Here is a 25,317-nt window from a genome sequence, read left to right as displayed (position 1 = left end):
ACTATGGTTAACGGGTTGCCGGAAGGGTGATTATGCGCACAGACGATGGATGCAGCCGATCTTCGCACCGCTTCCCGGAAAATTTCACGCGGATGGACGATGCTCGCATTTAAACTGCCGACGAAAATGGTTTGCTTATGCATGACTTGATTTTTGATGTTGAGAAAAAGAACCACGAAATGTTCTTGTTTGAGGGACGTCATATCCGCCATCAAATAAGAGGCGGCATCTTTTGGGGAACGGATCGTATATTTCGTGTCAGTCTGTTTAGAGGATAAACGGCGGCCAAGTTCGATTGCAGCGAGCAGCTGGACAGCCTTCGCTTGGCCGATGCCTTTAATGGAAGTCATTTCTTCGATCGTCGCATCTTTTAAATGATGGAGATGCTCGAAGTGGTGAAGCACTTGGTTGGATAGATGCAGGACCGATTCCTGTTTCGTCCCGGTGCGGAGTAAAATGGCAATGAGTTCCTGGTTTGATAAACTCGTAGCGCCTTGGTTGACCAGCCGCTCACGCGGCCGGTCCTGTGCATGGACGTCCCGGATCATCAACGGCTGTTCAGAAGTCAGCATGGACATGGCTCCCTTCCAATGAAATATAGCCGGATTGTTCCAGTTTCCGGGCAAGGCTCGCAACCGGCAAGCCGACAACTGTTTGGTAATCCCCTTTAATTTCTTTAACGAATAAGCCGGACTCTGTTTGGATCCCGTATGCACCTGCCTTATCATATGGATCGCTCGTGTTGATATATGCTTCTATCCACGCTGAGTCAAGCTCATAGAAAGTCACTTCAGTTTCTTCATAAAATGTTTGCTCGTTTTGTCCTTTTATAATCGCTAGCGCCGTAACCACTTCATGTGTGTTGCCGGACAAACGCTCCAAAAAATTCCGTGCCTGCTCTTTATCTTTCGGCTTCAGCAAGATCTCTCCGCCAAGCACAACCACGGTATCCGAACCGATGACAACGGACTCCGGCGCCTGTTTGGCAACTTCCTTCGCTTTTTGAAGTGCACATTCGACTACATATTCCACAGCCGTATTGAAATTATCAGGCGCAGGTTCCGCTTTCTTACTCGGGATAATTTTAAAGTCAATGCCGAGCCCTTCCAGTAATTCTTTTCGCCGCGGAGATGCCGATGCCAAGACGACCGGCTGATTTGCTTTGAATTTCATTTCGTATTCCTCCCTTTTTAGCATCATACCGAAAATTTTCCGGTTTGAAAAATTTCTCCGGAATGCGAAAAATGATTTTTAAAGCAATTGGCCGAATCAAAAATAGGATTTGCCTCTCTATTTTTGATTATTCGCTTATCCAACAGCTTTCAAATATTTATTTTGGCCCAAAGAAAAAAGGACGAAGCCTATGCTTCATCCTAAAAATCCGAAATACCAATCAAGCAGCGGCTCACCCCAGAAATAGACAATCAACGCGCCTAGCGCAATCGATGGACCAAATGGAACCGGTGTTTTTCTGCCAGCTTTTTTTATCCGCAGTTGGAAAATTCCCGCAATCGCACCGATCAAAGAAGCCAAGAACAGCGTCAGCAAAGTACCCGTCGTCCCAAGCACGAGGCCGATGACAAAAAACAATTTGATATCGCCGCCGCCCATGCCGCCTTTTGATACGACCGCAATCAAGAACAATAGAAGGAAGCCGACGACGGCACCTAAAATCGAATCCCACCACGGGTCAAGCGGGATGAAGAAACGGAGCAGAAGCAAGAGAAGCGCGAACGGCAGTAATACTTTATCCGGAATCAGCATATACGCGATATCCGAAACCGTGATAATCACGAGAAGCGACACAAAAAGAAGCGCAATGAGGAGTTCTGGCGTAAACCCGAAGACCCAAAATGAGAACGCAAATAATACCGCTGTGATGAATTCCATCAGCGGATAAACCCAGTGGATTTTCTCGCCACATGATCGGCATTTGCCGCGCAGGAAGAGATAAGAAAATACCGGTATGAGATCAAGCACCGTCAATTGGCGGTTGCAGTTCGTGCAATGGGAAGGCGGATAAGCGATCGATTCCTTTTTCGGCACCCGAAGGCCGACCACATTAAAGAAAGAACCAAAAACCAGTCCGAAAATAAACGAAAACACTGTATAGGTGATTGTCATAGCGGCCCCTTTTCATCCATCTTTTTGCATGGCAAATAAGTTGAATCCACTTTTTTCGGAAACAACGGTCTTAATTAGAAAACATCAGCCCAGCGCTAGGCCAATAATCATTTATTATGTAAGTTCAGGAATAATTAAACTATCTCCCGTAAAAATCAGTGTACTATCCAGTCCGTTCGCTTCTTGCAATTCAGCTACTTTATCAGCATCACCGAAATATTCGAGTGAAATCGCAGAAAGCGTGTCGCCGGCTTGGATCTGATGAATTTGTTCAGAAAGGCCGGCAACTTGGAAGCTGTCTTGTGTATCAATTTTCGAAATGTCCACGTTTTCCTCATCCGGATCTGCCGGAGGAGTCGAATCCGCTGCTGGTACTTCCACAGCTTCAGGCGTTGTCGTCTCTAATTCTAGGTCCGTTCCGTCGTTTTGCGGCAAAGGATTGCTTTTCCCAGCAGGTGCCGGTACCGCAACTTTAGGCATTGTATCTTGCAAAGCGATTAAATCCGGGCGGTAGAATGCGGAGAAAGTGAGTGACGCTGTTAAAGTTTCATCTTCTTCCGATACTAGCGTCACTTCCGGATTTGCCCCGAAATCGATTGCATCGATAATCATGATCCGGTCCATCGATTCGATTTCACGGATAAACCGAAGGATGCTGCCGTAATCAGCTGCTTCGATCTCAACTGTCGTCAGCACTTCCTGGATATTCTCGACGCCTTCAACCGGCTGCAATAATTCAAGCGGCCCTTCTGTAAATGCGATCGATAATGCAAGCGTATCGGAAATCAATTCCGCTTGTTCCACTTGCAAAAGGATCAGATCCGTCAGCGGTTCCACTGAAACTTTCTGCTGCAGGTCTGAAATGCTGATTTTTTCGCCAACCGGCTTTGATTTTACTTGCGTCTCAAGCGCCATCAGCACTTCCCGTTCAGAGGACAATAACTGCTCTGCCTGAAGTTTTGCATCGCGGCAGGAGTGTAGATGCCAAAATACGAATAAGCAGCTAAACCTAAAAGGAATAAAACAGCCAGGATCACGAGCCCCATTTCTTTTTGTCTCCGAGTCAAACTGCTCATCGCAAATCCCCCTCCGTTTCAGCCGGAACAGCATCTGCGTCAGTTGCCGGTGCTTCTTCTACTGGCGCCTCTTCTACAGGAGCTTCTACTACGGGTGCTGTTTCTGCCGGAACTTCTTCAGCTGGCGGCGCAACGACTTCTCCGTCCACCACTTCGCCTTCTGCAGTTCCTTCTGCCGGAATGCGTTCATCTACAAAAACAATCGAATAAGTTGCCAAATAACGCGGATTTTCAAGCATCGCGTCTTCCGGGATTTCTTCCCCTTCGACAACCGCTGTATCCACTGCTTGATTTGCTACAGAATCCAAGGTCGCAGAAGCGATCAAGTCAGATGCTTTTAACTGCGTCAAATAATACGCGGCTTCCCGCGTCGTATCAAATTGCAAAGTCAAAGTCGCCTGGTTAGGCGCTATGTAAGAGAAGCTATTAAAAACCGCGTTCAGGCAAGATTGACACCATTTCATTCAATAAAGGAACGGTATCGTATTGGTAATTCACAGCCCAATCGACTGTCGCCTGCAATTGCTGTTCTTCGTTCAACCCGGAAGTCTGCTCGATTTCAGCACGCAAAATCGCTTGTTCCGCTGCAATTTGTTCGGACTGTGCCAAATAATCATTTTGTTCAGCTGTATTGGCGCGAGCCATGAAAAAGAGAACCGCCCAAATAATGACAGCTGCCAATAAAATCGAAAGTGCCGCAATCAGGAAAGCGGGACGGTCCCGTTCCTTTTGCGGCAATAAATTAATATCAACCAGCATACTTACACCTCTTTCAACGCAAGACCGATAGCACGATTGAAGCGTACAGGTACACTTTTCACTTGATCGGACGGGATGGGATCAATAACAAGTGGAGTAACCGGTACCGCAAACCGCTCTTCGAGGCGAGACTGGAACGTAAACCAGTCTTCAAACTCCCCGTTGCAGACGATATGCGTAATGCCGGCTTCTCCGCCGTTCATGTTGTAGCGATAAAAATTAGCTAACTTTTCAGATTCGGTTTCAATCGTAGACGTGATTGTTTCGGTGTCTAAAACTAAACCGCCGAATGCGTCAAATTCCACGGGACGCATGAATAACGGATAATGCACATGAAAAATCGAGACGGTCATTTTTGTCGACTGGATATCAATCAACATGATGTGCTCGTCTTTCTGGAAATCATGCTGCAAAAAGCCGAGGCGGTATAGCGCAAGCGGCGTAATATCCGCAACGACCGGATCAAGTTTTGCCCGGTCAAATACACGTTCATAATCGGAAATCACCGATTCTTTTGAGGCAATGAGGATCGCTTCCGGTTCTTCCGAATCCGATTCGTAAGGTACGACATCGAATACAGGATCTTCGAACGGAAGGTAAAGCGTAGAGCCGATTTCAATGAAAAAGTGGCCTTTCAATTCATCGGCTTCAATATCTTCGGGGTAATTCACTTTGCGGATAATAACGAATTCGTCAGGGGCGAGGAATCGGACTGACTTCTTAGAGAGACCCCACTGATCAACAGCCTTATCGAGAATCGATTCGAGCGCATCGCTATCCACAATTTTGCCGTCTTCGATGATGCCTTGCGGAAGATCCATCTCTTCCGCACAGCTCAACTCCAGCGGCGAAGCCGACTTGATATCCACATGCCGGATTGCGTCTTCTTCTATAGTAATGGTTGCGACACGCGCTTTTCTCGATAAAAACGATAAGGCCATTTTTTCAGCTCCTAGGTATTTATAAAATTAATTAATTTATTAATTAGCACTAGCTTTCGGCACTGTTATTGGTCCTGCCTCACTACCCTTTTGAGCATCACCTGTGATTTGTTGATTAGTAGCTGAATTAAAGGTAACAGTTTTGCCACCAGAGTAATCAATAGCTGTAGTCTTAATATTTATTCCAGTACCTGTTTTTGTTAAGAAATCAGCATCTTTTAGTTTACCTTGTGAATCCAAATACCCTTTATCTTTCAACTCTTTCACTTCAACGTGAACTCCAGTCATGCCTGTCTTCTTTTGACCTTCAGGATTCTCAGTAAAATAAATATTTGCCGCAGCGATTGCATTTGTGGCATCTGATTTGACTGCACTGTAACGACTATTTTCAATAATATTTCCAATTGCCGGTACTGCAATTGCAGCAATAATAGCGATAATTACAATTACTGCTAAAAGCTCAATTAATGTTAAACCTTTTTGATCTTTTAATTTGTTTTGGATGAATTTTTTCATCGGCGTATGCCCCCATATTTGGTTAATTTAGCACTTTCTCAAGCACAATCTTATTATATCAATAGAACTAAAATAAACAATAGTAAAATCATAAAAAATTATAAAAAATTTACATTCAAAAAGAACTTTTGTCCCTACATATTATCTATGTTTTCAAACATACCAAACATCGGCATCATTATGGCAAGGACTATAGTCCCTACAAGCAATGCTAGAAATACAATCATTAAGGGTTCAATTAATGCTTTTAAGCGATCTGTTTCCTGCTCTACTTCTTTTTCATAAAACTCAGCTACTTTTTCTAGCATATGATCAAGTGAACCCGTTTGTTCACCGATTGAAATCATATGAGGAATCAACGGTGGAAATGCCCAATGATTTTTCATAGGTTCCGTCAATGATCCTCCACGTTCAAGTGAATCTCTAGCTGCAAGGAGCACTTTCGACATGACTGCATTTCCTACAACTTTCTCAGTCATAGTCATAGCTTGAAGTATAGGCACTGAACTTGAGAACAATGAACTTAACGTTCGCGTCAATCTGGCTAATGCAGATTTTTTCATAATGTTGCCGAAAATCGGTACACGTAGAACCGCCTTGTCTAAAAGCATATTCCCCGCTTCGCTCCTTCTCATCAGCCAATAAGCTAAGATTACCAATACTACAGCGAGGACAAGAATATACCAATTGCCAATAACAAAATCACTGCTTACCATAACAAACTGAGTTATCCAAGGTAACTCACCGCCAAAACTCGCAAACATATCTACGAACATTGGAACGATCGAAGACAGGAGGAAAATTACAACACCGACCGCCAGAAATCCTACTACTGCTGGATAAGTCATCGCAGAAATTACCTTTTGCCTAGTTTGATAGGCTTTATCGTAATGTGTGGCTAACCGGTCAAGAGATTCATCGATGTTCCCTGACATCTCTCCTGCTCGGACCAAGTTAATCGTCAATGGCTCAAAAATCTTAGGATATTTTGCTAAAGAGTCTGAGAGGGTATTCCCTTTTCGCAGCTCTTCATCAACTTCCACCAATGTTTTCCGAAGTGGTTTGGAATCCACTTGCTTCGAAAGAATTCTTACGGCGTCTACAATCGTAACGCCGGCTCTCATAAGCGTAGAAAATTGACGAAGAAACATAATAAACTGATCTCGTTTAACTGGATTTCCGATAACGATATCTTTTTGGAGAGCGGTCGCTTGGACTTCCCGGATATCAATGACTTTGATGCCTTCATCGCGCAAGCGTTCAACCGCATCCCGTCTGCTTGTTGCAACAATAACGCCGGTACGGATCTTTTTGCGATCTCGGCCTTCATATTTAAAACGTGCCATATTCTATTCCTCTCCTTCCAGGAAAGGCTGCGCTGTCTGCCTGGAAATTTTCCCTTGGGAAAGCAAGCTTTGAATTGTCGTCAGCATCATATGCATGCCTGCAGAACGATTCGTTAATATAACATTCGGAATCTGATGGACTTTTTCGGTACGTATTAAATTGGCGATCGCGGTGTTATTGATCATGATTTCCGTTGCGGCAACGCGTCCTTTATTGTCGGCAGTCGGCAGCAAACGTTGGGCCACTACAGCTTTTAACACACCGCCAAGCTGTGTACGCACTTGGGATTGCTGTTCCGGAGGGAAGACGTCGATAATCCGCTCGATAGTAGAAGCAGCGCTTGAAGTATGGAGCGTCGCCATAACCAAGTGGCCAGTTTCTGCAGCTGTAATAGCGGTTGAAATGGTTTCAAGGTCTCGCATTTCTCCGACTAAAATCACGTCTGGATCTTGACGCAACGCTGCCCGCAAACCATTTGCGAAGCTATCTGTGTCAAAACCGACTTCCCGTTGATCAATAATCGATGTTCCGTGCTGATGCAAGTATTCAATCGGATCTTCAAGGGTGATGATATGTTTATTCATTTTTTCATTAATGTGGCGGATCATCGCAGCAAGCGTAGTTGATTTACCAGAGCCTGTAGGACCAGTCACCAAGATTAATCCTTGATTAATCTCAGCCAAGTTCTTCAGCGTCGGCGGCATGTTCAAATCTTCAATTGTTGGAATACTAGTCGGAATCATTCGGAACGCATGCGAAATCGAACCTCGCTGCTGGAATGAGTTGACTCGGAATCTGGCAACTCCAGGCAACGAGTAGGAGTAGTCCATTTCGCCTTTTTCTAGAAAAACGTCCCATAATGTCTCTGGGATTAATGCTTTCCCAATTTCTTTTGAAAGTTCCGGCGTGATGCTTTCGTCCCCGAATCGCTGAAGTGTTCCGTGCATTCGAAATACCGGTGGAATTCCAACTGTAATGTGAATATCGGATACATTTTTTTCCTGGGCAGCCGTTAATACTTTGTTGATATAATCATTTGGCATAATTAGTCAATCATGGCAACGCGCATTACTTCCTCTGTCGTTGTCATGCCCTCCTTTACTTTCATTAGGCCATCATCGATGAGAAAAATCGTTTTGTTCTTATTGGCAATTTCGCGAATTTCAGCTGCGGTACCGCCTCTGTTGATGACATCCTTGATAGCCTCGTCCACGACAAGTACTTCGTGAATTGCCATACGTCCCCTGTAGCCGGTCATATTGCACTGGGAACAGCCACGGCCTCTTGCGATAATATCGATATCCAATCCGCGTTTTTCAAAAATTTCTTTTTCGCGCACTGTTGCCGGCTGGATTTCTCGGCAGTCACGGCAAACGCGGCGAATCAAACGCTGCGCTACAACCGCATTTAGTGAAGCTGTAACAAGAAATGGCTCAACTCCCATATCCATTAAACGGGAAATGGACGCGATGGAATCATTCGTATGGATTGTGCTTAAAACTAAGTGACCTGTCAAAGAAGCCCGAATCGAGATATCCGCTGTTTCTTTATCTCGGATTTCCCCCACCATGACGATATCGGGATCTTGTCGAAGGATTGAACGGAGTCCTGCGGCAAATGTCAATCCGACATTCGTATTCACCTGGATTTGGTTGATGCCTTCCAGTTGATACTCGACTGGATCTTCAACGGTGATGATGTTTACTTCTTCAGCATTCAGTTTATTCAACGCTGCATATAATGTAGAAGATTTACCTGAACCCGTCGGACCAGAGATTAATATGATGCCATTCGGTTTTTCGATTGCTTGCATAAAACGTTCCATATTTGTCTGGTTAAATCCAAGTTTCGAAATGTCCGTTAAGTTGTTGCTTAAATCCAAAATCCGCATAACCACTTTTTCGCCATAAACTGTGGGCAGAGATGAAACACGTAGATCGATCGGACGGAAGTCGACAGTCGACTTGATCCGTCCATCCTGCGGAATGCGGCTTTCTGTAATATCTAGATTGGCCAAGATCTTAATTCGGGCAGTAATCATTCCCTGCATCTGTTTCGGCAATGTCCGGACCGTACGAAGCGCCCCGTCAATGCGGTAGCGGACCAAAATCCGGCTTTCCTGCGGATCGAAATGGATATCACTGGCTTTTTGTGCTACTGCACTGGAAAGAATTTGGTTTACTAAGCGGACAATCGGCGCATCCAGATCGCTTAGTTCTTCTTGTTGCTGCTGGGTAACTTGAGGCATTTCTCCAAGCATTTCATCGTACGACTCTTCATCATAGTATTTCGCAATTGTCTTCAAGATATCATCTTTCGAAGCAATGGCCGGCTCTATTTGGAAGCCAGTCGTCAAGCGAAGATCGTCGATTGTAATGAAATCCATCGGATCTGTCATCGCGACAAATAATTTATCGCCTTCGGTTTTTAAAGGCACCAATAGATTGCGTTTTGCGAATTCTTTTGGCACCACATTGAATAGATTCGGATCAAACGGATAGCGGAACAAGGTGACGTGCGGAATGCCGAGCTGAACTTCGAGCGTTTCGATCAATTGCTGCTCAGTCACGAGACCGCGCTGCAAAAGAGCATCCCCTAATTTTTGGTCACCCTGTTTCGCTTTTAATGTTTCTTTTAAATCTTCATCTGTGAGCAAACCTTGCTCGATTAAAATATCGCCTAACCTTCTACGTACTGCCGCCAAGTTTAGTCCCCCTCAAAAACTGTTAAGGATTAATGATGTTTCCACCTTTATCGTAAGTTGGATCAGATCCTTTATTTCCTGATCCAGTTGAATTATCTTTTCCTGAACCGCCAGCGTTATTGTTATTACCGGCATTCCCTGTTCCACTATTAGTGTTTTCAGGACCATTCGTAGTTCCACCATTTGGCTGGCTGCCATCTGTCGAAGACCCGTTTCCGTTAGATCCTGAATCTCCTGAAGATGAACCCGTACCATCAGTTCCTGTAGAAGGATCTGCTGTATCGCCTGTAGTCGATTCAGTACCTCCTGGATTAGTTACTTCGCCAGTAACTGAATCTATAATTTCTCCGCCTTCCGGAACCACTTCTGTAGAAGTTAAAGGATAAACTTCAATCCTGTGTGTCGGTGGGTAGAAATCAGTTGAGATCGGTTCAATTTCAAGCTCTTCTCCTTGAGCTAGGATCAAACGGCCAACGTTTAAGCGGACACCATCCGCTCCTGTTTCTTTTACTGTAGAACCATTCGATACGAACGCACTATATTGTTTAATCAATCGAGGTTTTACTTCTTCCTGCTCACCAATCTGAACTGAATACGTGTAGACAAATGGCAATCCTGTCATTGAAGCTTCAATAGCTGTTCCGTTTGTTCCAATATTCAAGATAAAACTGCTGTCATTCGGATTGGTAAATACGAAATCGACATTTAAAGCACGATTGATTGCCGCTTCCTGGCCTAAAGGTATGGAAGAAGGAATCTTTGTGCCGATACTCCGTTCATCGATAATAAAATTGGACTGCAGGATCACGCCATAGATAGCGGATGCAATTTCTGTAAGTTCTTGGTCTGAAACTTGCTGGAGGTCTTGTTCATCTAAAAAACCAATAAGCGAGAACTGGGCATTCGGCGCAATTTGGAAACCGTTCAATGCAGCCAATGCTGTCTGTGCGCCTTTGCTTTGTAGATTATGATTGAACGACACGGAAGAAACGACTTCGCGTTCGACACTTAAATTGTCATCACTAATGGTTACACGCGTTTCTGCTTGTCCGTTATGAAGGCTTTCTTCTAATTTAGCCGTAACACTTTGAATTTGTTCAGTGGAAAATACCGCTGCTGGAAACTGTTCCGCCAAAAAGGTCTGAGTCGTTGCATCCGATAATTGGAAAACGAAATTATTCTGCGAACCATTTTGAGCTTGCTGAACCGTTTCATCCAAAAGGATTTGTGCATTGTCTAATGGATAATTAGCAGTTGCATCTTGGTACGTGACAATGAGCTGCGCAGACTGTTTCCATGATTCCACTCGGCCTGCAAATAGTTGTTTGGCTTCAGTCACTTCCATATTTGAAACATCCGTTGCACCGATATACGTATTATCGCCAAATTTTTCGACCGGGAAAAACCATTTATCTACAGCCAAAGCCCCTGCATTTGCAACGCCAAAGAATAAAAAGGCTGAAAGGATAATCGCTAAAAATGTAGTCCCAAAAACTTTATTGTCCATCTTACGACTCCCTCCGCTTCTGATTCATGCTGTCCATCCCAGACGCTTTGGCAAGATCTTGATTATCATCCTTAACCAAATTCACTTTACTTTGACGAGAGAGGAATTTCTGGCGAGCTGCCCGGCGTTCTTCAGATTGTTTGACCTTCTCCATTTGCGCTTTCTCTAACTGCTTCATATAAATCAATGCCGCCATCAAAGAAATTGCCACTATCGCAAGCAGCGACATATAAAACGGCATGTAATTTTGCATGATCAATCCGATCGCTGCCGCTGTCACCGCTCCTCCTATAATTGTCATTTTCTTTTTCATAGGAATTGTTTTAAAAAGTGTATAAGCAAGTGCGAAAACTATTGCAGCAAAGATAACTAAAATTAAAATACGAACCATAACGAACCTCCTGTATAAGTTGAAAAAAATTGAAATTATTTTAAAATCGATATATCAATGATTATATTAATAAAACTCGCTATTCACCCGATAAAATGTAAAATGAAGTAAAGGGATTAGGTTGAGTTTACCACTTATCACTTGTTATCATACAAGATAATTGTTATAGATGAAAGTAGTTCTTGCCTCCTAGACGAAAATATTTTTATTGCAAAATAAAGTAAGGTGTTATAGATTACCGGATGAAAAAATGTTATATATATCTGTAGAAGCAAAAAAAAATAACGGAATTGGGTATTTAGTTCCATTTTTTGATGGCTTAATGATTAATGAGGTGTTTTATGAAGAATGAAAAGGGTTTAACATTAGTAGAAGTTTTAGCAGCAGTAGTATTAATTTCAATCGTCTTAATGGGATTTATGGCTCTATTCGGGACTACGAATAAATTTGCCGTGACAAACAGTGAAAAACTAGTTGTTATTAACCTAGCCGATGCTAATTTAGAGCGGATGAAAGCTGATCCTGTTCTTTATTTTAAAAATACAGGTTATGCGTTTCCACCAACTACATTAAAAAGCGGCATCGATATAACTCGTACAGATACCATAAACGGTAAGAATTATCTTATAAATATTGATTTTACTCAAAATACATCGGAATCAAATTTGTCATTATATAACGTAACTGTAACCGCCAAATCTCCAACTTCAAATTTATCCAGTACTGTGGAAGGATATCTGCCTTATGTTAAACCGTAAAATTAATAATGAATATGGAATCACATTAGTCGAAGTTCTAGCCACTTTAGTGATTATGAGTATTATTGGAGCATTAGCTTATTCAATCCTTTTCCAAGGTTATAATAATTACAATCGGGTCAAAGTTGAAACAGAACTTCGAGACGAAGCTGATTTAATCATGGCGAATTACATTTCAGATTTCTATGTGATGAAAAAAACGGAAGCGAAGTTGGTCAATTCTTGCACTAATGGATTCATAAATTCAGAAGTCAGTGTAACGAAAAGCAATGGAACTTCTTATAAAACAGGTGTTATAAATAAAGATGTTATTGTACGTGGTCAACCAGTAAGGTTAAATAATACAAACGTGAAATTTGTTCCTATACCTTGCACTACTTCAACTAACCTTTCAAATATAGCTAATATTAATTCCAGAGATGGTGTTGAATTTACGATTAAGTTCACTCTAGAAACTACTGTAAAAGGAAGAGTCCACCAAATGGATTTTAAAAACACTATCTCAATTATTGAGGATAAATTATAATGGCCACAAAAAATGGATTTCATTTAATTAGTAGGGGGAGTCATTGATGAAATACCTAAAACAACAGAATGGTTATGCTTTACTGGTTACATTGTTGATTTTGGTTGTATTTAGCGTTTTAGGTGCTACCCTCATGATGTTCACTTTGAATGGCGGAAGCAAAAACGAAGTGCGAGAAGATATTACGCAATCCGCGGACCTGTCTCAAAAAGGCATTGATCTTATGACTACGCAGATTAATGATGATCTCACAAAATATTTGGGGGCCAATGGGGTTCCAAGAACCGACTTTTTATTTCAGCTTGAAAGAATTCTGGATAAATACAGATGTACTGCAACGAGTTCTACTCCTGTTACCTCTACGACCGGTACGTACAAAGTTTGCATTGTATCCTATGTCGATAGTATTACGGAAGAAAATGAAGTCAATCCTTTAAAAAAGCTAGTAACTTTTAAAAGTATTGGAACTTCAGGCAAATCAGATAGGGAACTGGTTAGTAAAATTGAAATCGGAGCTGAGACGGCTCCTGAAGCCTTAAGATATGCAGTAGGCACTAATATCGACAGTACAGATGGATTGCAGCCTGGAGAAGGTAATTTGCTGATGCATGGCGGCGTGGATATTACAGGAGACGTTAAAGTGGACGGGAATATAGTAACCAGCTCGAATGGTTATGCTCAACTAGGAGGCGATCGCTGGATTCCAAGTATCGCACCTTCAGCTATCCCCCTTCCTGGTACGGATTCTTCTAGGCTGTTCCTCGGCAAAAAAGCTTATTTCTTTACCCATAGTCCAACTTATTCAAGCCATATTGCATTAACTAATTTTACTGCAAGCGGATATTCAGAAAAAAGTAATATCGATGATTTATTTAGGCCGGGTTATGCACCAGATTTAGTTTCTAGAGAACCAGTTAGAAGTCCGATTGGTATCACAAGCCAAAAAGCAAATTTTGAATACAGCCGTACAAGTGCTGGAGTCGAAAACTTTAATACGGGATCTAGCAAAACTGTTAATAATATTAATAAACCAACATCAAAAGCATATTTAACATCTACTACAATTGAAAGAGGAGCATGTGTAGAATATTTCCTTATTTTCTGTATAAGATACGCTGATGTTGAAAGATATGATGATAACGGAACTTTCACTTTTAAAGGCATTAATAAATTCAAACAAGTTTCAACAAACGGTAGTGCAACTTTTCTTGATACAAATTCAACATTTGAAAGTGGTATGTATGTAAATGGAAACCTTTTAATCGGCAATAATAGCACTTCTGAAAACGTAGCCAGTTATTCGGCAATTACTTTAGATGGTCCAATTTATGTTAATGGGAATGTTACTATTAAAGGCGCCGATTTACTTAGCAACGTCCTCTTATATGTGAATGGAAGTGTAACGATAGAATATTCGAGGATTAATGGCAAAAGTCTTAGCTCAGGAAAAAGAGGTTCCTTAATTATCCTGTCAAATGGCAATATTAAAATTTCAAACAACTCGGTTAATCAAGATGCTCCTAGTTACATCAAAGGCTTCTTTTATACGGAACAAGATTTTGAAATGTTTGGAGTAGGATCAAATATTAAAATCGACGGTGGAATTTCAGCAAGAAAAATTGTATTAAATGCCATCCGTGGTCGGGCAAAAGATACCTTCTTCACAGGCTCATATCAAATTCCAAATAGAGCTGATTATTTTGAAAATGTTAATGGACAACAAACTAGAGATTCTCGCCTACAAGTTATCTATGACTCTGAAATCATCTCCACTTATTCCGATTTAAAACAACAAGAGCCAGTCATCTATAAAGTTGACCCCCCTCTCGAAAAAGATCGAAGCTATTAAAAAAGAGTGGAAATCCTACAATCTAGGATTTCCACTCTTTTTCTATTTCACATAAGCCGCAACCTTGTTCCGCCCCGCCTGCTTCGCCCCAATATACAACGCTCTGTCCGCATTGCGGATTAGTGCATTCGGTTCGTCGCTGTCGTCTGGAGCGGTAGAAACACCGATGCTTAAGGTGATATGGACGTCTTGGATGCCCCGATCGGCACCTAAATCGGTTTTGATTTTGAATGCGTGCTTTTCGATTTTCTTGCGCAAAGATTCTGCAAATAACATCGATAGATCTTTGCCGTAGTTCGGGAAGAGAACGACAAATTCTTCGCCGCCGTAGCGGGCAACAGTCCCTTCCTCTCCTACCTCTGCTTCAAGTAGCCTTGCGAGTTCGATCAGGATATCGTTGCCGCTTTGGTGGCCATACGTATCGTTGATGCTCTTGAAGTGGTCGATGTCCATCATGACGAGTGACAAGTTTTCAAGCTCGCCGGATTTGACTTTGTTCATGCATTTTTCAAGTGCTTCATCCAGATAGCGGTAATTGTATAATTTCGTCAAGCCGCAGCGTTCGCTCTTCGCAATCGCTTTTTGTACGTAGCCTGCTTTTTCAAGCGATACAGCAAAATACGTACTCAAGATATCGAGGATCTGCAGCTGGTGGCTGACGTACGCGTATTTTTTCTTGGATGCGAGCACGAGCACCCCTTCGATTTTATTGTTCCGGGCAACCGGTGTGCACATGATGCTTTCGGCATCCACTGGAATATAGCCGGTCACGATTTCTTTCCATTGTGATTTCTTCTGGTAGACAACCGGCGTATTTGTAACGATGACGTTGCCGGCAATTCCTTTGTTATACCGGACGGCCGGTATATCCAACTCGACGAATTCATTATTTTCAAACATCCGCAGCATCAATAATTCGCCGCCGCGATAGTCGATGACATAGGCGTAATCGGTTTTGAACATATCAGCCACGTGGAGAACGAACTGGTCAAGCACTTCTTCTGAAGAAAGGCGGGCTGCCAATTGATGGCCGATCTCCCCCGCTTTTTTCAGATCGATGTTGACTTGTTCCGAGCTATTGTACATTTTCATGACCGCTGTCATGATGAAAAACGGAATTCCCAGAAGCAGCAATGCAGCGCTGCCAATGTAGGCTTCTGTAATATAAAGTGCGATGGCATATGGGAATACGCATAAAGTTAAAGTGAAATCCCAGATGGCATCGATTGAGAAAAACTTGCTTGGTGTTCCGGTAATCTTATCGTATACGTAAAAAATTGTTTGATTTGCAAAGACCGAAACAATTTGAAAGATCAATCCAAATAAGAGGATGTGCATCAAATTGAGTGAACCGATTTCTCCTCCTGCTCCTATGAAAGCCAAACCGGCAAAAGCCGAAATGAGGAAAAACATCGTTGAGTTAAAAGGAATGCGAATCGACTGTGCTTCATCTGTGCGGCTTCTGAATAATACGACAAGCATAGTCAATTGGGAAATCATCAACTCGACAACGATGCCGTATTTCAGGAATACCGCAACGGTCATCCATTGAACCAGAAATGTCGAAGCGCCGTTTATATTCATCGGCATTAAGCAAGTTAAGACAAAAAATAAAATAAAGGCCAGAAGATTCCAAGGATCGATTTCAGGCGGCGGAAAATACTGGTATATGAAGTAGAATCCTGGCGGCACAATGAGCAGCCAAACTAACCAAAGCACTACTGTTCTGTTTTTTAAGTCCGACATAGCATCATCTTCTCCCCGGATATTTTCGCACAAATCGCCAATGGACCTTTAGCTGGCGCCGTTTTTATAATTAGCAAAGATCTTGAAATCTTCGTTTTTAAGAATTGACAATAAATTCATCGAACCCGTGACTATTGTCACGACGTCTTTACCTTGTACAGGTAATATATCACATTGATTTTGAATTGTCTTTATTTTACTTCTACTTTCTTTAAATAAAATATTTCCAGCTAGCGCACGCTCGCTTTCAAATTCAATAAACGTGAAGCGATCACTGATACGCTCGAGTTTCCGCAAGATTTCCGGATAATTTTTGTCTTTTAAAATACCGACGATAAAATGGATTTCTTTATTCGGATATTGTTCTTTTACTGTGGCAATTAGGGCTTCGATGCTTTCTACATTATGCGCCGCATCTAAGATTAGCCCTGGATATAATTCTTCAAAACGAAACGGAATAGTGGCTTTAGAAAGGCCGGCATTCGCTTTTTCTTGATCGAATGTCAGCAGCAATAATTCTTTCGCTGCTTCTACCGCAAGTTTGGCGTTTCGGTTTTGATGCTCCCCTTTCAGTTTTAATTCCACCGTAATTGGCTCTTTAGCTTTGATGACTTCGGAATGGAGCTTGTCAGCGGTTTCATTTACGACAGCCATTGCGGCTTCTGGAAGATTACCGACAACGACTGGTTTCCACTTTTTGATAATCCCAGCTTTATGCCAAGCAATTTCTTCCAGTGTATCGCCGAGAAAAGCCGTATGTTCCATCGAAATAGACGGAATGATTGAAAGGAATGGATCGATGACATTCGTACTGTCGAAGCGTCCGCCCATCCCTGCTTCAATAATCACGGCGTCAAGCGGATGTTCATTGAATACCAGGAATGCTGCAGCAGTCAGCAATTCGAAATCCGTAAGCGGCGTCTGGAGCGACGCTAGCCGGTTCATCGCACGGTCCATTTCTTCTGCCGGGATCGGCTCTCCGTTGATCTGAATTTGGTCATGGAGATCTTCAATTTCCGGGGAGAAGAAATTGCCGACCGATAACCCGTGCTCACGCAAGATGCTTGCCAGAAAAGTGACAGTCGAGCCTTTGCCGTTGGTACCGGCAATATGTATGAACGTCCCTTTTTGATGAGGGTTGTCTAATTCTTTTAAAGCAGCCGTAATGGCATGCAGGCCGGGTTTGATAGCAGCTTCCGTCTGGATGTTCCATCTCTTCTTGTAGGTGTCGAGTCCATTTATCATTTTTACCCTTCTTTCTCTCTTAAACGTGATACACTTTTTTTAAGATTAATTATACCATGAAGGAGAACTGGAAATGACAACATGTTGGGTGATTTATAACGGAAGTCTGGTCTCTGATAAATTCGCTGACCAAGCCCGTTTAACCGCAGATGCGGCTGAACGTGCCGGCGTTTCGGCAAGAATGATGAAAAACTACGAGGCGATGATGGATCTGTCTGCCGAACCGGATCTCCCTGATTTTGCGGTGCTCCTCGACAAAGACATTTTGCTTGGCTATTTCCTGAAAAGCCGAGGGGTCCCAGTATACAATGACCCGTCCATCATTGACCTTTGCGACAATAAAGCGAAGCAGTATATCGAGCTTGCGTCTCATGGCCTTCCGATGCCGCGGACCATTGTCGCGCCGAAAGTCTATCCAAATTTCTCGATACTGGAGTCCGGCTATTTTGAACGGGTAATCGATACATTGAAACTGCCGATGATCATTAAAGAAGGCCATGGCTCATTTGGCATGAAAGTTTATTTGATTGAAACGGAAGAGCAGTTTTACGAAAAGGTGGAATCGCTTCGCGGCATCGATTTTGTCTTTCAGGAATTTATTGCTTCGAGCCGCGGACGCGACATTCGCGTCAATATTGTCGGCGGCGAAATCGTCGCAGCGATGTACCGCCATTCCGAGACGGATTTCCGGGCAAATATTACGAATGGCGGGAAAGCTTCACCGATTGAATTGACGGACGCACAGCGGACGCTTGCGCTGAAGGCAGCTGAGGCGGTCGGCGCTGTTTTTGCCGGTGTCGACCTGTTGTTTGATGAGCACGAACAGCCGCTCGTCTGTGAAGTGAATGCCGCTGCCCACATCCGCAATATCTTGAACGTCACGGGCATCAATGTCGCAGATGCCATGATCAAATTTATACTGGAGGACTTGAAATGATCCTATTGTATGAAACGGCGGACGCTGTGCGCAATAAAGGATTTATTGACGAGCTGCAGAAGTTCGGCAGCTTTGAACTCGTGTGCTGGGACGATTGGTCGGATGAGGGGTTAGAAGCGCTTGCAGGTAAACTTTCAGGTTCGCTCGTATTGTTCCGGATCCGTCGTCCTTCTGCCGCACGCTTTTTGGAAGACCAAAGGATTCATTTAGTGAACCGTGCCGAAGTGAACCGGATTGCCAATGACAAATGGCAAAGCTTTCAGTTTATGCAATTGATGGGGGTTCCTGTGATTCCGACTTACCGGGAAGCGAAAGAATTTCCGTGTGTCGCTAAAACAGCCGACGGACACGGGGGAAACGGCGTTGAATTGGTCCACTCGGCTGCCGAGATCCCGACAGATGCTTCTATTTTTCAGCCCGTTGTCGACCACGTAGCGGATGTTCGTGCTTATGTAATTGGCAGCGAAGTGGTCGGTGCAGTCAAGCGGAGTTCTACCGATTCATTTAAAGCGAATTACTCACTCGGCGGCAAAGCGGAGAAATACGTTTTGTCAGCGGCGCAAGAACAAGACGTATTGAAGATTGCCCGTGCGCTGAAAAGCGATTACATCGGTGTCGATTTTCTTTTATTGCAAGATGGACAGCATTTGTTCAATGAAATCGAAGATCCGGTCGGTGCGCGGTCTTTGTATGAGACACACGAAGAAAATATTGCTGAACTGTTGGCAATGCATTTGAAAAAGATTGAAAAAGAACGGCCTTTTCGCCTGAAGGAAGAGTAAACGGATCCAGCCTGCTTTAGCGGCTGGATTTTTTATTAATGATTTTAGAGACAAATTCGATTATCTTTCAGCAATTTTGATAATTTCCATTCACTGACTATTCCTCTATGAAAGCGGGTATCTTACTAATTGAGCAGAAAAAATAACAGGAGGGATTCAATGAAGATTCAAGCAGCAGTGACGCACGGATTGGGTGAGGATTTTAAATTTGAAGAAGTGGAACTTGGCGAACCGAAAGACCATGAGGTACTCGTGAAAATTGTAGCGACTGGCGTTTGCCATACAGATGCCGTAGCCCGGGATTTAGGATTGTCGCCTTTTCCAGCGGTGCTTGGCCATGAAGGCGCCGGTGTTGTTGAAAAAGTCGGGTCGGCGGTTACCTCAATTGAGGCCGGTGATCATGTTGTTTTGTCGTTTGCCTATTGCGGCCATTGCGAAAATTGCCTGACCGGCCATCCGACGGTGTGCCTGAACTTTAACGATTTGAACTTTGGCGGAAAGATGCAGGACGGCACAAACCGGATTCACCATCACGACCATGCTGTTTCAACGTTTTTCGGCCAGTCGTCGTTCGGCACTTTCGCGGTTACAAATGAGCGAAATGTCGTCAAAGTTGATAAAGAAGTGGATTTAACCCTGCTTGGGCCGCTTGGATGCGGTATTCAGACAGGTGCCGGGACGGTATTGAACCGCTTGAAACCGGAATTCGGCTCTTCTATTGCTGTTTTTGGCAGTGGCGCCGTCGGATTGAGTGCAGTAATGGCTGCGAAAATTGCAGGCTGCCTCAATATCATTGCAGTCGATATACACGACAACCGGCTGGAATTGGCAAAGGAACTCGGTGCAACCCATATACTGAACGGCCAAAATGTAGATGTGGTACAAGAAATCAAGGCAATTACGGGTGGCGGCCTTCATTACGCAGTAGAGACGACAGGTGTTCCTCCGGTCGTTAAACAGGCAATCCATTCGCTTCGTCCACTCGGCTCTTGTGCAATCGTCGGTGTGACGCCAGAAATGACTTTTGATGTCCATAACGACATCATGGCGGAAGGGAAAACTGTGATGGGCGTTATCGAAGGCGACTCGATTCCGCAAGTGTTCATTCCGCAGCTCGTGAATTATTTCAAACGGGGCATGTTCCCCTTCGACAAACTGACGAAAGTATATGAGTTTGAACAGATCAACGAAGCCTTCGAGGATTCGAAAAACGGCTCGACCATCAAACCGATTGTCAAAATCGCTGAATAACAAAACGCTCCTGACTTTTCAGGAGCGCTTTTATTTTAGCTGGGATTCGTCTGCAGCTCATTCATCGCCATGGATCCCCTCTTCTTTACTTTCAAAATTTGCGCTCGACCGTATTTTTAAACGCATGAAGAGAATATTGTGGAATTATTGATGCAGCATCTTCAGAAATTGGAGAAAGACGCCTCATTTCGTGTGTTATGGAAGTTCGCTGATAAAGTGGGCTTTTTTATTTCGCTTTTCTGGCAAAGGCCGACACAATTGAAGTTGAAACTCGATTAGTGTCAGAAGAAACTCCCATAGTGTCAATAGAACTCCGATGAGTGTCGAAAGAAATCCTTATAGTGTCAATAGAAACTCGGATAGTGTCTATAAAGAGTCGAGTAGTGTCAATAAAACACAAAAAAGCCGGCCACCCTCAAATTCGAGGATGGCCGGCTTTCAACTTTTAAAGATTCTTCAATTCTTCCATACGTTTTTCAACGGTTGCGTGTTTTTCGAGGTAGTCGGCTTCTTTTTTGCGTTCTTCGGCCACTACGGCTTCAGGCGCTTTGGAAACGAAGCGCTCGTTCGACAGTTTGCCTTGAACGAGTTTGACTTCCTTCGCCCATTTTTCGAGTTCTTTTTGAAGGCGCGCAAGTTCTGCATCAACATCGATCAAACCTTCAAGCGGCATGAAGAGTTCCGCTCCAGATACAACAGCCGACATTGATTTTTCCGGTGCTGCAATGTTTTGCCCGATCGTCAATGTTTCAGGGTTGCAGAAACGCTCGATGTACGCCGCATTTGTCGTCAAGACATTATGCGTGTTTTCGTCTTTAGCTGAAATCGTCAATGCCACTTTCTTGCTCATCGGCGACTGCACTTCTGCACGGATTGTCCGAACAGCTGTGATGATGTCCATCAATAATTTCATGTTCGTCGACTGGCTTTGTTCGGACAGAGATTCGTCAACTACCGGCCAAGCGGCAACCGTAATCGATTCGCCTTGGTGCGGCAAGTTCTGCCAGATTTCTTCTGTGATGAACGGCATGAATGGGTGCAATAGGCGCATAGTGTTGTCGAGTACGTACGCAAGAACCGAACGCGTCATTTTCTTCGCTTCTTCGTCTTCCCCGTACAATGGCAATTTCGCCATCTCGATGTACCAGTCACAGAAATCATCCCAGATGAAGTTGTAAAGCGAACGGCCCACTTCACCGAATTCGTAGCGTTCCGCAAGATGCGTCACTTGTTCGATGGTTTCATTCAAACGGGTCAAAATCCATGAATCGGCTACTGAACGCTTGCCGGAAAGATCGATTTCATCGTAAGTCACGCCTTCCATGTTCATCAAAGCGAAACGGGAAGCATTCCAGATTTTATTCGCAAAGTTCCAAACCGACTCCACTTTTTCCATCGAGAAGCGGAGATCCTGCCCTGGGCTCGACGCCGTTGCCAGGAAGTAGCGAAGCGAATCCGCGCCGTATTCAGAAATTACATCCATCGGATCGACGCCGTTGCCAAGGGATTTCGACATTTTACGCCCTTCCGCATCGCGAACCAGTCCGTGGATCAATACGTCTTTAAACGGTTTTTCTTCCGTAAATTCAAGCGCTTGGAAAATCATGCGCGAAACCCAGAAGTTGATGATGTCGTAGCCCGTTACAAGTGCGTCTGTCGGGTAGTAGCGTTTCAGCTCTTCATTATCTGCGTCCGGCCAGCCAAGCGTAGAGAACGGCCATAGAGCTGATGAGAACCAAGTATCCAGAACGTCTTCGTCCTGTGTCCAGTTTTCAGCATCTTCCGGTGCGTCCATGCCTACGTAAATTTCGCCAGTTTCGTTGTGGTACCAAGCTGGAATCTGATGGCCCCACCATAATTGACGGGAAATGCACCAGTCGCGGATGTTCTCCATCCAGTGAAGGTACGTTTTTTCAAAACGGTCCGGCACGAAATTCACGCCTGAATCGCCTTTTTGAAGATCCACCGATTTTTGCGCAAGCGGCTTCATATCCACGAACCATTGCGTCGATAGATACGGCTCAACTACGGCGCCACTGCGCTCGGAATGTCCAACCGAATGCATATGCTCTTCAATTTTAAATAAAACATCCATGTCCTGCAGGTCTTTAATGATCTGCTTGCGGCATTCGAAGCGGTCCATGCCTTCATATTTGCCGGCGTTTTCGTTCATCGTACCGTCTTCGTGCATGATCAAGACGCGCTCAAGATTGTGGCGATTGCCGATTTCAAAGTCATTCGGGTCGTGAGCAGGCGTAATTTTCACCGCACCGCTTCCGAATTCCATATCGACGTAATCGTCCGCAACGATCTCCATCTCACGGCCAACAATCGGAAGAATGATTTTCTTGCCGATCAAGTGCTGGTAGCGCTCGTCTTTCGGGTGAACCGCAACGGCTGTATCGCCAAGCATCGTTTCCGGACGCGTTGTCGCGATTTCGATGTGCCCGCTGCCGTCAGCCAGTGGATAGCGCATATGATAGAATGCACCCTGCACATCTTTGTAGATAACTTCGATATCGGAAATAGCAGTTTTCGTCGCCGGATCCCAGTTGATGATGTATTTGCCGCGGTAGATGAGTTTTTTCTCATACAATTTTACGAATACTTCTTTAACGGCATCCGATAAGCCTGCATCCAACGTGAAGCGCTCACGGGAGTAATCAAGTCCTAAGCCCAGTTTTGACCATTGTTCACGGATATGTCCAGCGTATTCCTCTTTCCATTTCCATGATTCTTCAAGGAACTTTTCGCGGCCAAGGTCATAACGGGATTTGCCTTCTTCACGCAATTTCCCTTCCACTTTCGCCTGCGTCGCAATTCCCGCATGGTCCATTCCTGGAAGCCATAAGGCATCGTATCCTTGCATGCGTTTCATGCGCGTCATGATATCTTGCAGCGTCGTATCCCATGCGTGCCCTAAGTGCAATTTCCCCGTTACGTTCGGCGGCGGAATCACAATCGTATACGGGGTCTTGCCGCTTTCCGGCTTCGCTTCAAAAAACTTGTTGTCGATCCACCACTCATAGCGGCCTTTTTCAATCCCTTGCGGATCATACTTTGTCGGCATTTGTTCAGTCATTGAAATTCCTCCTTTTTTTACTAAAGTACGGACTTGAGTGTGGCGCGTTGTTTTCCAAAAGTAAATTAGAGTCGAATTCATCGTCATATCTTTGGAATAAAAGAAGAGTTTTTGTAAACCGCTTCGGCGCTTTGGGCATGCCTTACGCAATAAGCCGAGAAAACCACTCGTCTTATTGCTTCGGCTAGCCCTGAGGCGCGCCGGCGCTGGAAAACTCTCCAAAGATATGGAGCAAAACAGCGGAGAAGATACCTCAGCAATAGCGTAGCTTGAAAAACGTGCTCCTTCAGTGCTGCGCACTTTGTCGCAAAGCCATTGCCCTCGTAAGCTTCGGCCAATGGCTTCGAAGCTGTTTTGCGGAATATCGGCTGCTGCAGTTATCTAATTCAACTTTTAAAAGTTATTTAGAAAACAAAAAAACCCCTTCGTCTGTAAAAGGACGAAGGAGTTGTTCGCGGTACCACCTTTATGCGCAAGTCAAAAAGAACCTGGCTCTCAAGTTCGATAACGGATTTCACATCCGGTCTCCGCTACTCGAATTTCACGGAAACTGCTCCGAGGTGACATTCAAATGTTTGTTCATGAAAGCCTTTCACCAAGCGGCCTTCTCTCTGAAATGTACGCACATTTTACTATCCTCATCAACGCATTAATTATTTACTTGAATCCATTGTACTCAATTTGCGCTTTTAGCGTCAAGCTTTTTCACGATAACGGCCACAATCGGCGAGGCGACGAGCAGGATAAAAAAAGAGGCGGAATAAATGAAAGCTGGTGATCAAGGCCACATCCGCTCCGGCATCAAGTGCAGTAATTGCCATTTCTGCCATGCCCCCGGGCGCTGCACTCAAGAAGAAATCAAGGAATAGATAGCCTGGCAGCCAGCTCGTTAAGAGGTACGCGATGCCAGTCGAGAAGACAATCAGCAAAATATTATTCACGACTATGGCTGTACCAAGACGGATGTTCATTTTTTCACGAATCTGTTCCATCTGCAGCCCCAAATTTGCCCCGATGAAAATCTGCGCCATGGCAATGAGCCAGTAGGGCATTTCAACTAATACTTCCCCAGTGATTGTTTGCATGCCGGCCATTGTGAGGATTGGTGCGAGCACTTCCGCCGCTGGGAATCCGATTTTTTTCATTCCGAAGTAAACAAGGATCCCGGCAGCAATCGCCAAGAAGAAATGGACAGGAGCAAACGAAAATTCCTGCGACAGGATTTCGCCAGCTTCTCGCCCATCCAGGAATACGGTCAAAAAAGGCACAATCGTTACGACTAGTAAGATCCGGAAAGTCTGCATCATCGTCACGACTGTGACATTCGCAGACTTAACATCTTCCGAAATGACGACCATCTGTGACAAGCCACCCGGCATCGATCCGAGCAGACTTGTCGCTAAGCTCTCATCGGCCATCTTGCGGAACAGCAAGCCGAGAAGCAGCGAAATGGCCACGACAGACAGCGTCAGAAAGGCCATGAACGGCAAATCGAGCCACATCAAAAATACGGCTTCACGCGAAAACGAGGAGCCGATCTGCACCCCGAGAAGCACTAGGCCAGCGACTTTCAAAATTTTTGGCCAGTAGAATTTCAGTTTTGTAAATTGATTCAGGATCAGCAGCACGAACATCGGGCCAAGAAGCCACGGCAAAAACATGCCGATGGCTTCAAATAAAGCGCCTGAAGCAATCGCGATCAACGCAGTTAACATAAACGGTCTCACAAAATTTCCTACTTTCACAACTTAAGCTATTGTCCATGATACACCAAAA

Annotated in this window: 22 protein-coding genes, 1 pseudogene and 1 other annotated feature; of the genes and pseudogenes, 6 read left to right on the top strand and 17 right to left on the bottom strand. The window is 44.2% G+C overall.

The window, feature by feature from the left end; all coding sequences use genetic code 11:
- Positions 1-11: 11 nt before the first annotated feature.
- The 13 genes and pseudogenes from radC to L0M13_RS07605 form a co-directional block, all read right to left on the bottom strand.
- Positions 12-548 (bottom strand): annotated as a pseudogene (gene radC, locus L0M13_RS07665) (DNA repair protein RadC); the annotation flags it as partial.
- A gap of 10 nt (positions 549-558) precedes the next feature.
- Positions 559-1,173, bottom strand: a complete 615-nt coding sequence (locus L0M13_RS07660) for a Maf family protein (RefSeq protein ID WP_235198990.1) — start codon at positions 1,171-1,173, stop codon at positions 559-561.
- 195 nt (positions 1,174-1,368) lie between these two features.
- Entirely contained in the window at positions 1,369-2,124 is a 756-nt protein-coding gene (locus L0M13_RS07655; RefSeq protein ID WP_235198989.1) for a prepilin peptidase, read from the bottom strand.
- Between the two features lie 114 nt (positions 2,125-2,238).
- Positions 2,239-3,063: a LysM peptidoglycan-binding domain-containing protein gene (locus L0M13_RS07650; protein WP_235198988.1), complete on the bottom strand. Its 825-nt coding sequence runs from the start codon at positions 3,061-3,063 to the stop codon at positions 2,239-2,241.
- A 133-nt stretch (positions 3,064-3,196) separates the two neighbouring features.
- Complete coding sequence (locus L0M13_RS07645; protein WP_235198987.1) at positions 3,197-3,586, bottom strand: hypothetical protein; 390 nt, start codon at positions 3,584-3,586, stop codon at positions 3,197-3,199.
- Positions 3,587-3,626: 40 nt separating this feature from the next.
- Positions 3,627-3,959 (bottom strand): hypothetical protein, encoded by a 333-nt coding sequence (locus L0M13_RS07640; protein ID WP_235198986.1) that lies wholly within the window; start codon positions 3,957-3,959, stop codon positions 3,627-3,629.
- A 2-nt stretch (positions 3,960-3,961) separates the two neighbouring features.
- On the bottom strand, positions 3,962-4,900 hold the full coding sequence (gene pilM / locus L0M13_RS07635) for a type IV pilus biogenesis protein PilM (RefSeq protein ID WP_235198985.1): 939 nt from the start codon (positions 4,898-4,900) through the stop codon (positions 3,962-3,964).
- A gap of 39 nt (positions 4,901-4,939) precedes the next feature.
- On the bottom strand, positions 4,940-5,416 hold the full coding sequence (locus tag L0M13_RS07630) for a prepilin-type N-terminal cleavage/methylation domain-containing protein (protein WP_235198984.1): 477 nt from the start codon (positions 5,414-5,416) through the stop codon (positions 4,940-4,942).
- Positions 5,417-5,550: 134 nt separating this feature from the next.
- A complete protein-coding gene (locus L0M13_RS07625; RefSeq protein WP_235198983.1) occupies positions 5,551-6,762 on the bottom strand; it encodes a type II secretion system F family protein in 1,212 nt (403 codons plus the stop codon).
- A gap of 3 nt (positions 6,763-6,765) precedes the next feature.
- A complete protein-coding gene (locus L0M13_RS07620; RefSeq protein WP_235198982.1) occupies positions 6,766-7,806 on the bottom strand; it encodes a type IV pilus twitching motility protein PilT in 1,041 nt (346 codons plus the stop codon).
- A 2-nt stretch (positions 7,807-7,808) separates the two neighbouring features.
- Entirely contained in the window at positions 7,809-9,467 is a 1,659-nt protein-coding gene (locus L0M13_RS07615) for a GspE/PulE family protein (RefSeq protein WP_235198981.1), read from the bottom strand.
- Positions 9,468-9,489: 22 nt separating this feature from the next.
- Positions 9,490-10,974 carry a VanW family protein gene (locus L0M13_RS07610; RefSeq protein ID WP_235198980.1) on the bottom strand — a complete coding sequence of 495 codons (1,485 nt, stop codon included), beginning with the start codon at positions 10,972-10,974 and terminating at the stop codon, positions 9,490-9,492.
- A 1-nt stretch (position 10,975) separates the two neighbouring features.
- Positions 10,976-11,365: a hypothetical protein gene (locus L0M13_RS07605; protein WP_235198979.1), complete on the bottom strand. Its 390-nt coding sequence runs from the start codon at positions 11,363-11,365 to the stop codon at positions 10,976-10,978.
- Between the two features lie 341 nt (positions 11,366-11,706).
- Between L0M13_RS07605 and L0M13_RS07600 the strand changes: the two genes are divergently transcribed.
- The 3 genes from L0M13_RS07600 to L0M13_RS07590 are packed head-to-tail and all read left to right on the top strand — an operon-like array spanning position 11,707 to position 14,498.
- The gene (locus tag L0M13_RS07600; protein WP_235198978.1) at positions 11,707-12,123 is read left to right on the top strand and encodes a prepilin-type N-terminal cleavage/methylation domain-containing protein; all 417 of its coding nucleotides are present in this window, start codon (positions 11,707-11,709) and stop codon (positions 12,121-12,123) included.
- Complete coding sequence (locus tag L0M13_RS07595; protein WP_235198977.1) at positions 12,110-12,649, top strand: PulJ/GspJ family protein; 540 nt, start codon at positions 12,110-12,112, stop codon at positions 12,647-12,649. The genes L0M13_RS07600 and L0M13_RS07595 overlap by 14 nt, the downstream gene beginning before the upstream one ends.
- A 46-nt stretch (positions 12,650-12,695) precedes the next feature.
- Positions 12,696-14,498, top strand: a complete 1,803-nt coding sequence (locus tag L0M13_RS07590) for a hypothetical protein (RefSeq protein ID WP_235198976.1) — start codon at positions 12,696-12,698, stop codon at positions 14,496-14,498.
- A 42-nt stretch (positions 14,499-14,540) separates the two neighbouring features.
- Here the strand turns inward: L0M13_RS07590 and L0M13_RS07585 are convergent, their stop codons facing one another.
- Entirely contained in the window at positions 14,541-16,244 is a 1,704-nt protein-coding gene (locus L0M13_RS07585) for a sensor domain-containing diguanylate cyclase (RefSeq protein WP_235198975.1), read from the bottom strand.
- Positions 16,245-16,292: 48 nt separating this feature from the next.
- Positions 16,293-17,489, bottom strand: coding sequence for a bifunctional folylpolyglutamate synthase/dihydrofolate synthase (locus tag L0M13_RS07580; protein WP_235198974.1), 1,197 nt, complete (start codon positions 17,487-17,489; stop codon positions 16,293-16,295).
- Positions 17,490-17,562: 73 nt separating this feature from the next.
- Between L0M13_RS07580 and L0M13_RS07575 the strand changes: the two genes are divergently transcribed.
- The 3 genes from L0M13_RS07575 (at position 17,563) to L0M13_RS07565 (ending at position 20,459) form a co-directional block, all read left to right on the top strand.
- Positions 17,563-18,426, top strand: a complete 864-nt coding sequence (locus L0M13_RS07575) for an ATP-grasp domain-containing protein (RefSeq protein WP_235198973.1) — start codon at positions 17,563-17,565, stop codon at positions 18,424-18,426.
- Positions 18,423-19,208: an ATP-grasp domain-containing protein gene (locus tag L0M13_RS07570; protein WP_235198972.1), complete on the top strand. Its 786-nt coding sequence runs from the start codon at positions 18,423-18,425 to the stop codon at positions 19,206-19,208. Before L0M13_RS07575 ends, L0M13_RS07570 begins: the two co-directional genes overlap by 4 nt.
- A gap of 159 nt (positions 19,209-19,367) precedes the next feature.
- Positions 19,368-20,459, top strand: coding sequence for an NAD(P)-dependent alcohol dehydrogenase (locus tag L0M13_RS07565; RefSeq protein ID WP_235198971.1), 1,092 nt, complete (start codon positions 19,368-19,370; stop codon positions 20,457-20,459).
- A gap of 445 nt (positions 20,460-20,904) precedes the next feature.
- On the opposite strand, the gene L0M13_RS07560 is transcribed toward L0M13_RS07565, so the two are convergent.
- Together L0M13_RS07560 and L0M13_RS07555 are read right to left on the bottom strand one after the other, a co-directional pair.
- Entirely contained in the window at positions 20,905-23,541 is a 2,637-nt protein-coding gene (locus tag L0M13_RS07560; protein WP_311195638.1) for a valine--tRNA ligase, read from the bottom strand.
- Positions 23,542-23,973: 432 nt separating this feature from the next.
- Positions 23,974-24,195: a binding site (T-box leader), on the bottom strand.
- A 41-nt stretch (positions 24,196-24,236) separates the two neighbouring features.
- On the bottom strand, positions 24,237-25,268 hold the full coding sequence (locus tag L0M13_RS07555) for an AbrB family transcriptional regulator (protein ID WP_235198970.1): 1,032 nt from the start codon (positions 25,266-25,268) through the stop codon (positions 24,237-24,239).
- Positions 25,269-25,317 lie beyond the last annotated feature (49 nt).

This window comes from Planococcus sp. 107-1 (assembly GCF_021513255.1).
In the GTDB taxonomy this organism is placed as follows: domain Bacteria; phylum Bacillota; class Bacilli; order Bacillales_A; family Planococcaceae; genus Planococcus.
This window is presented reverse-complemented; position numbering and strand designations above follow the sequence as displayed.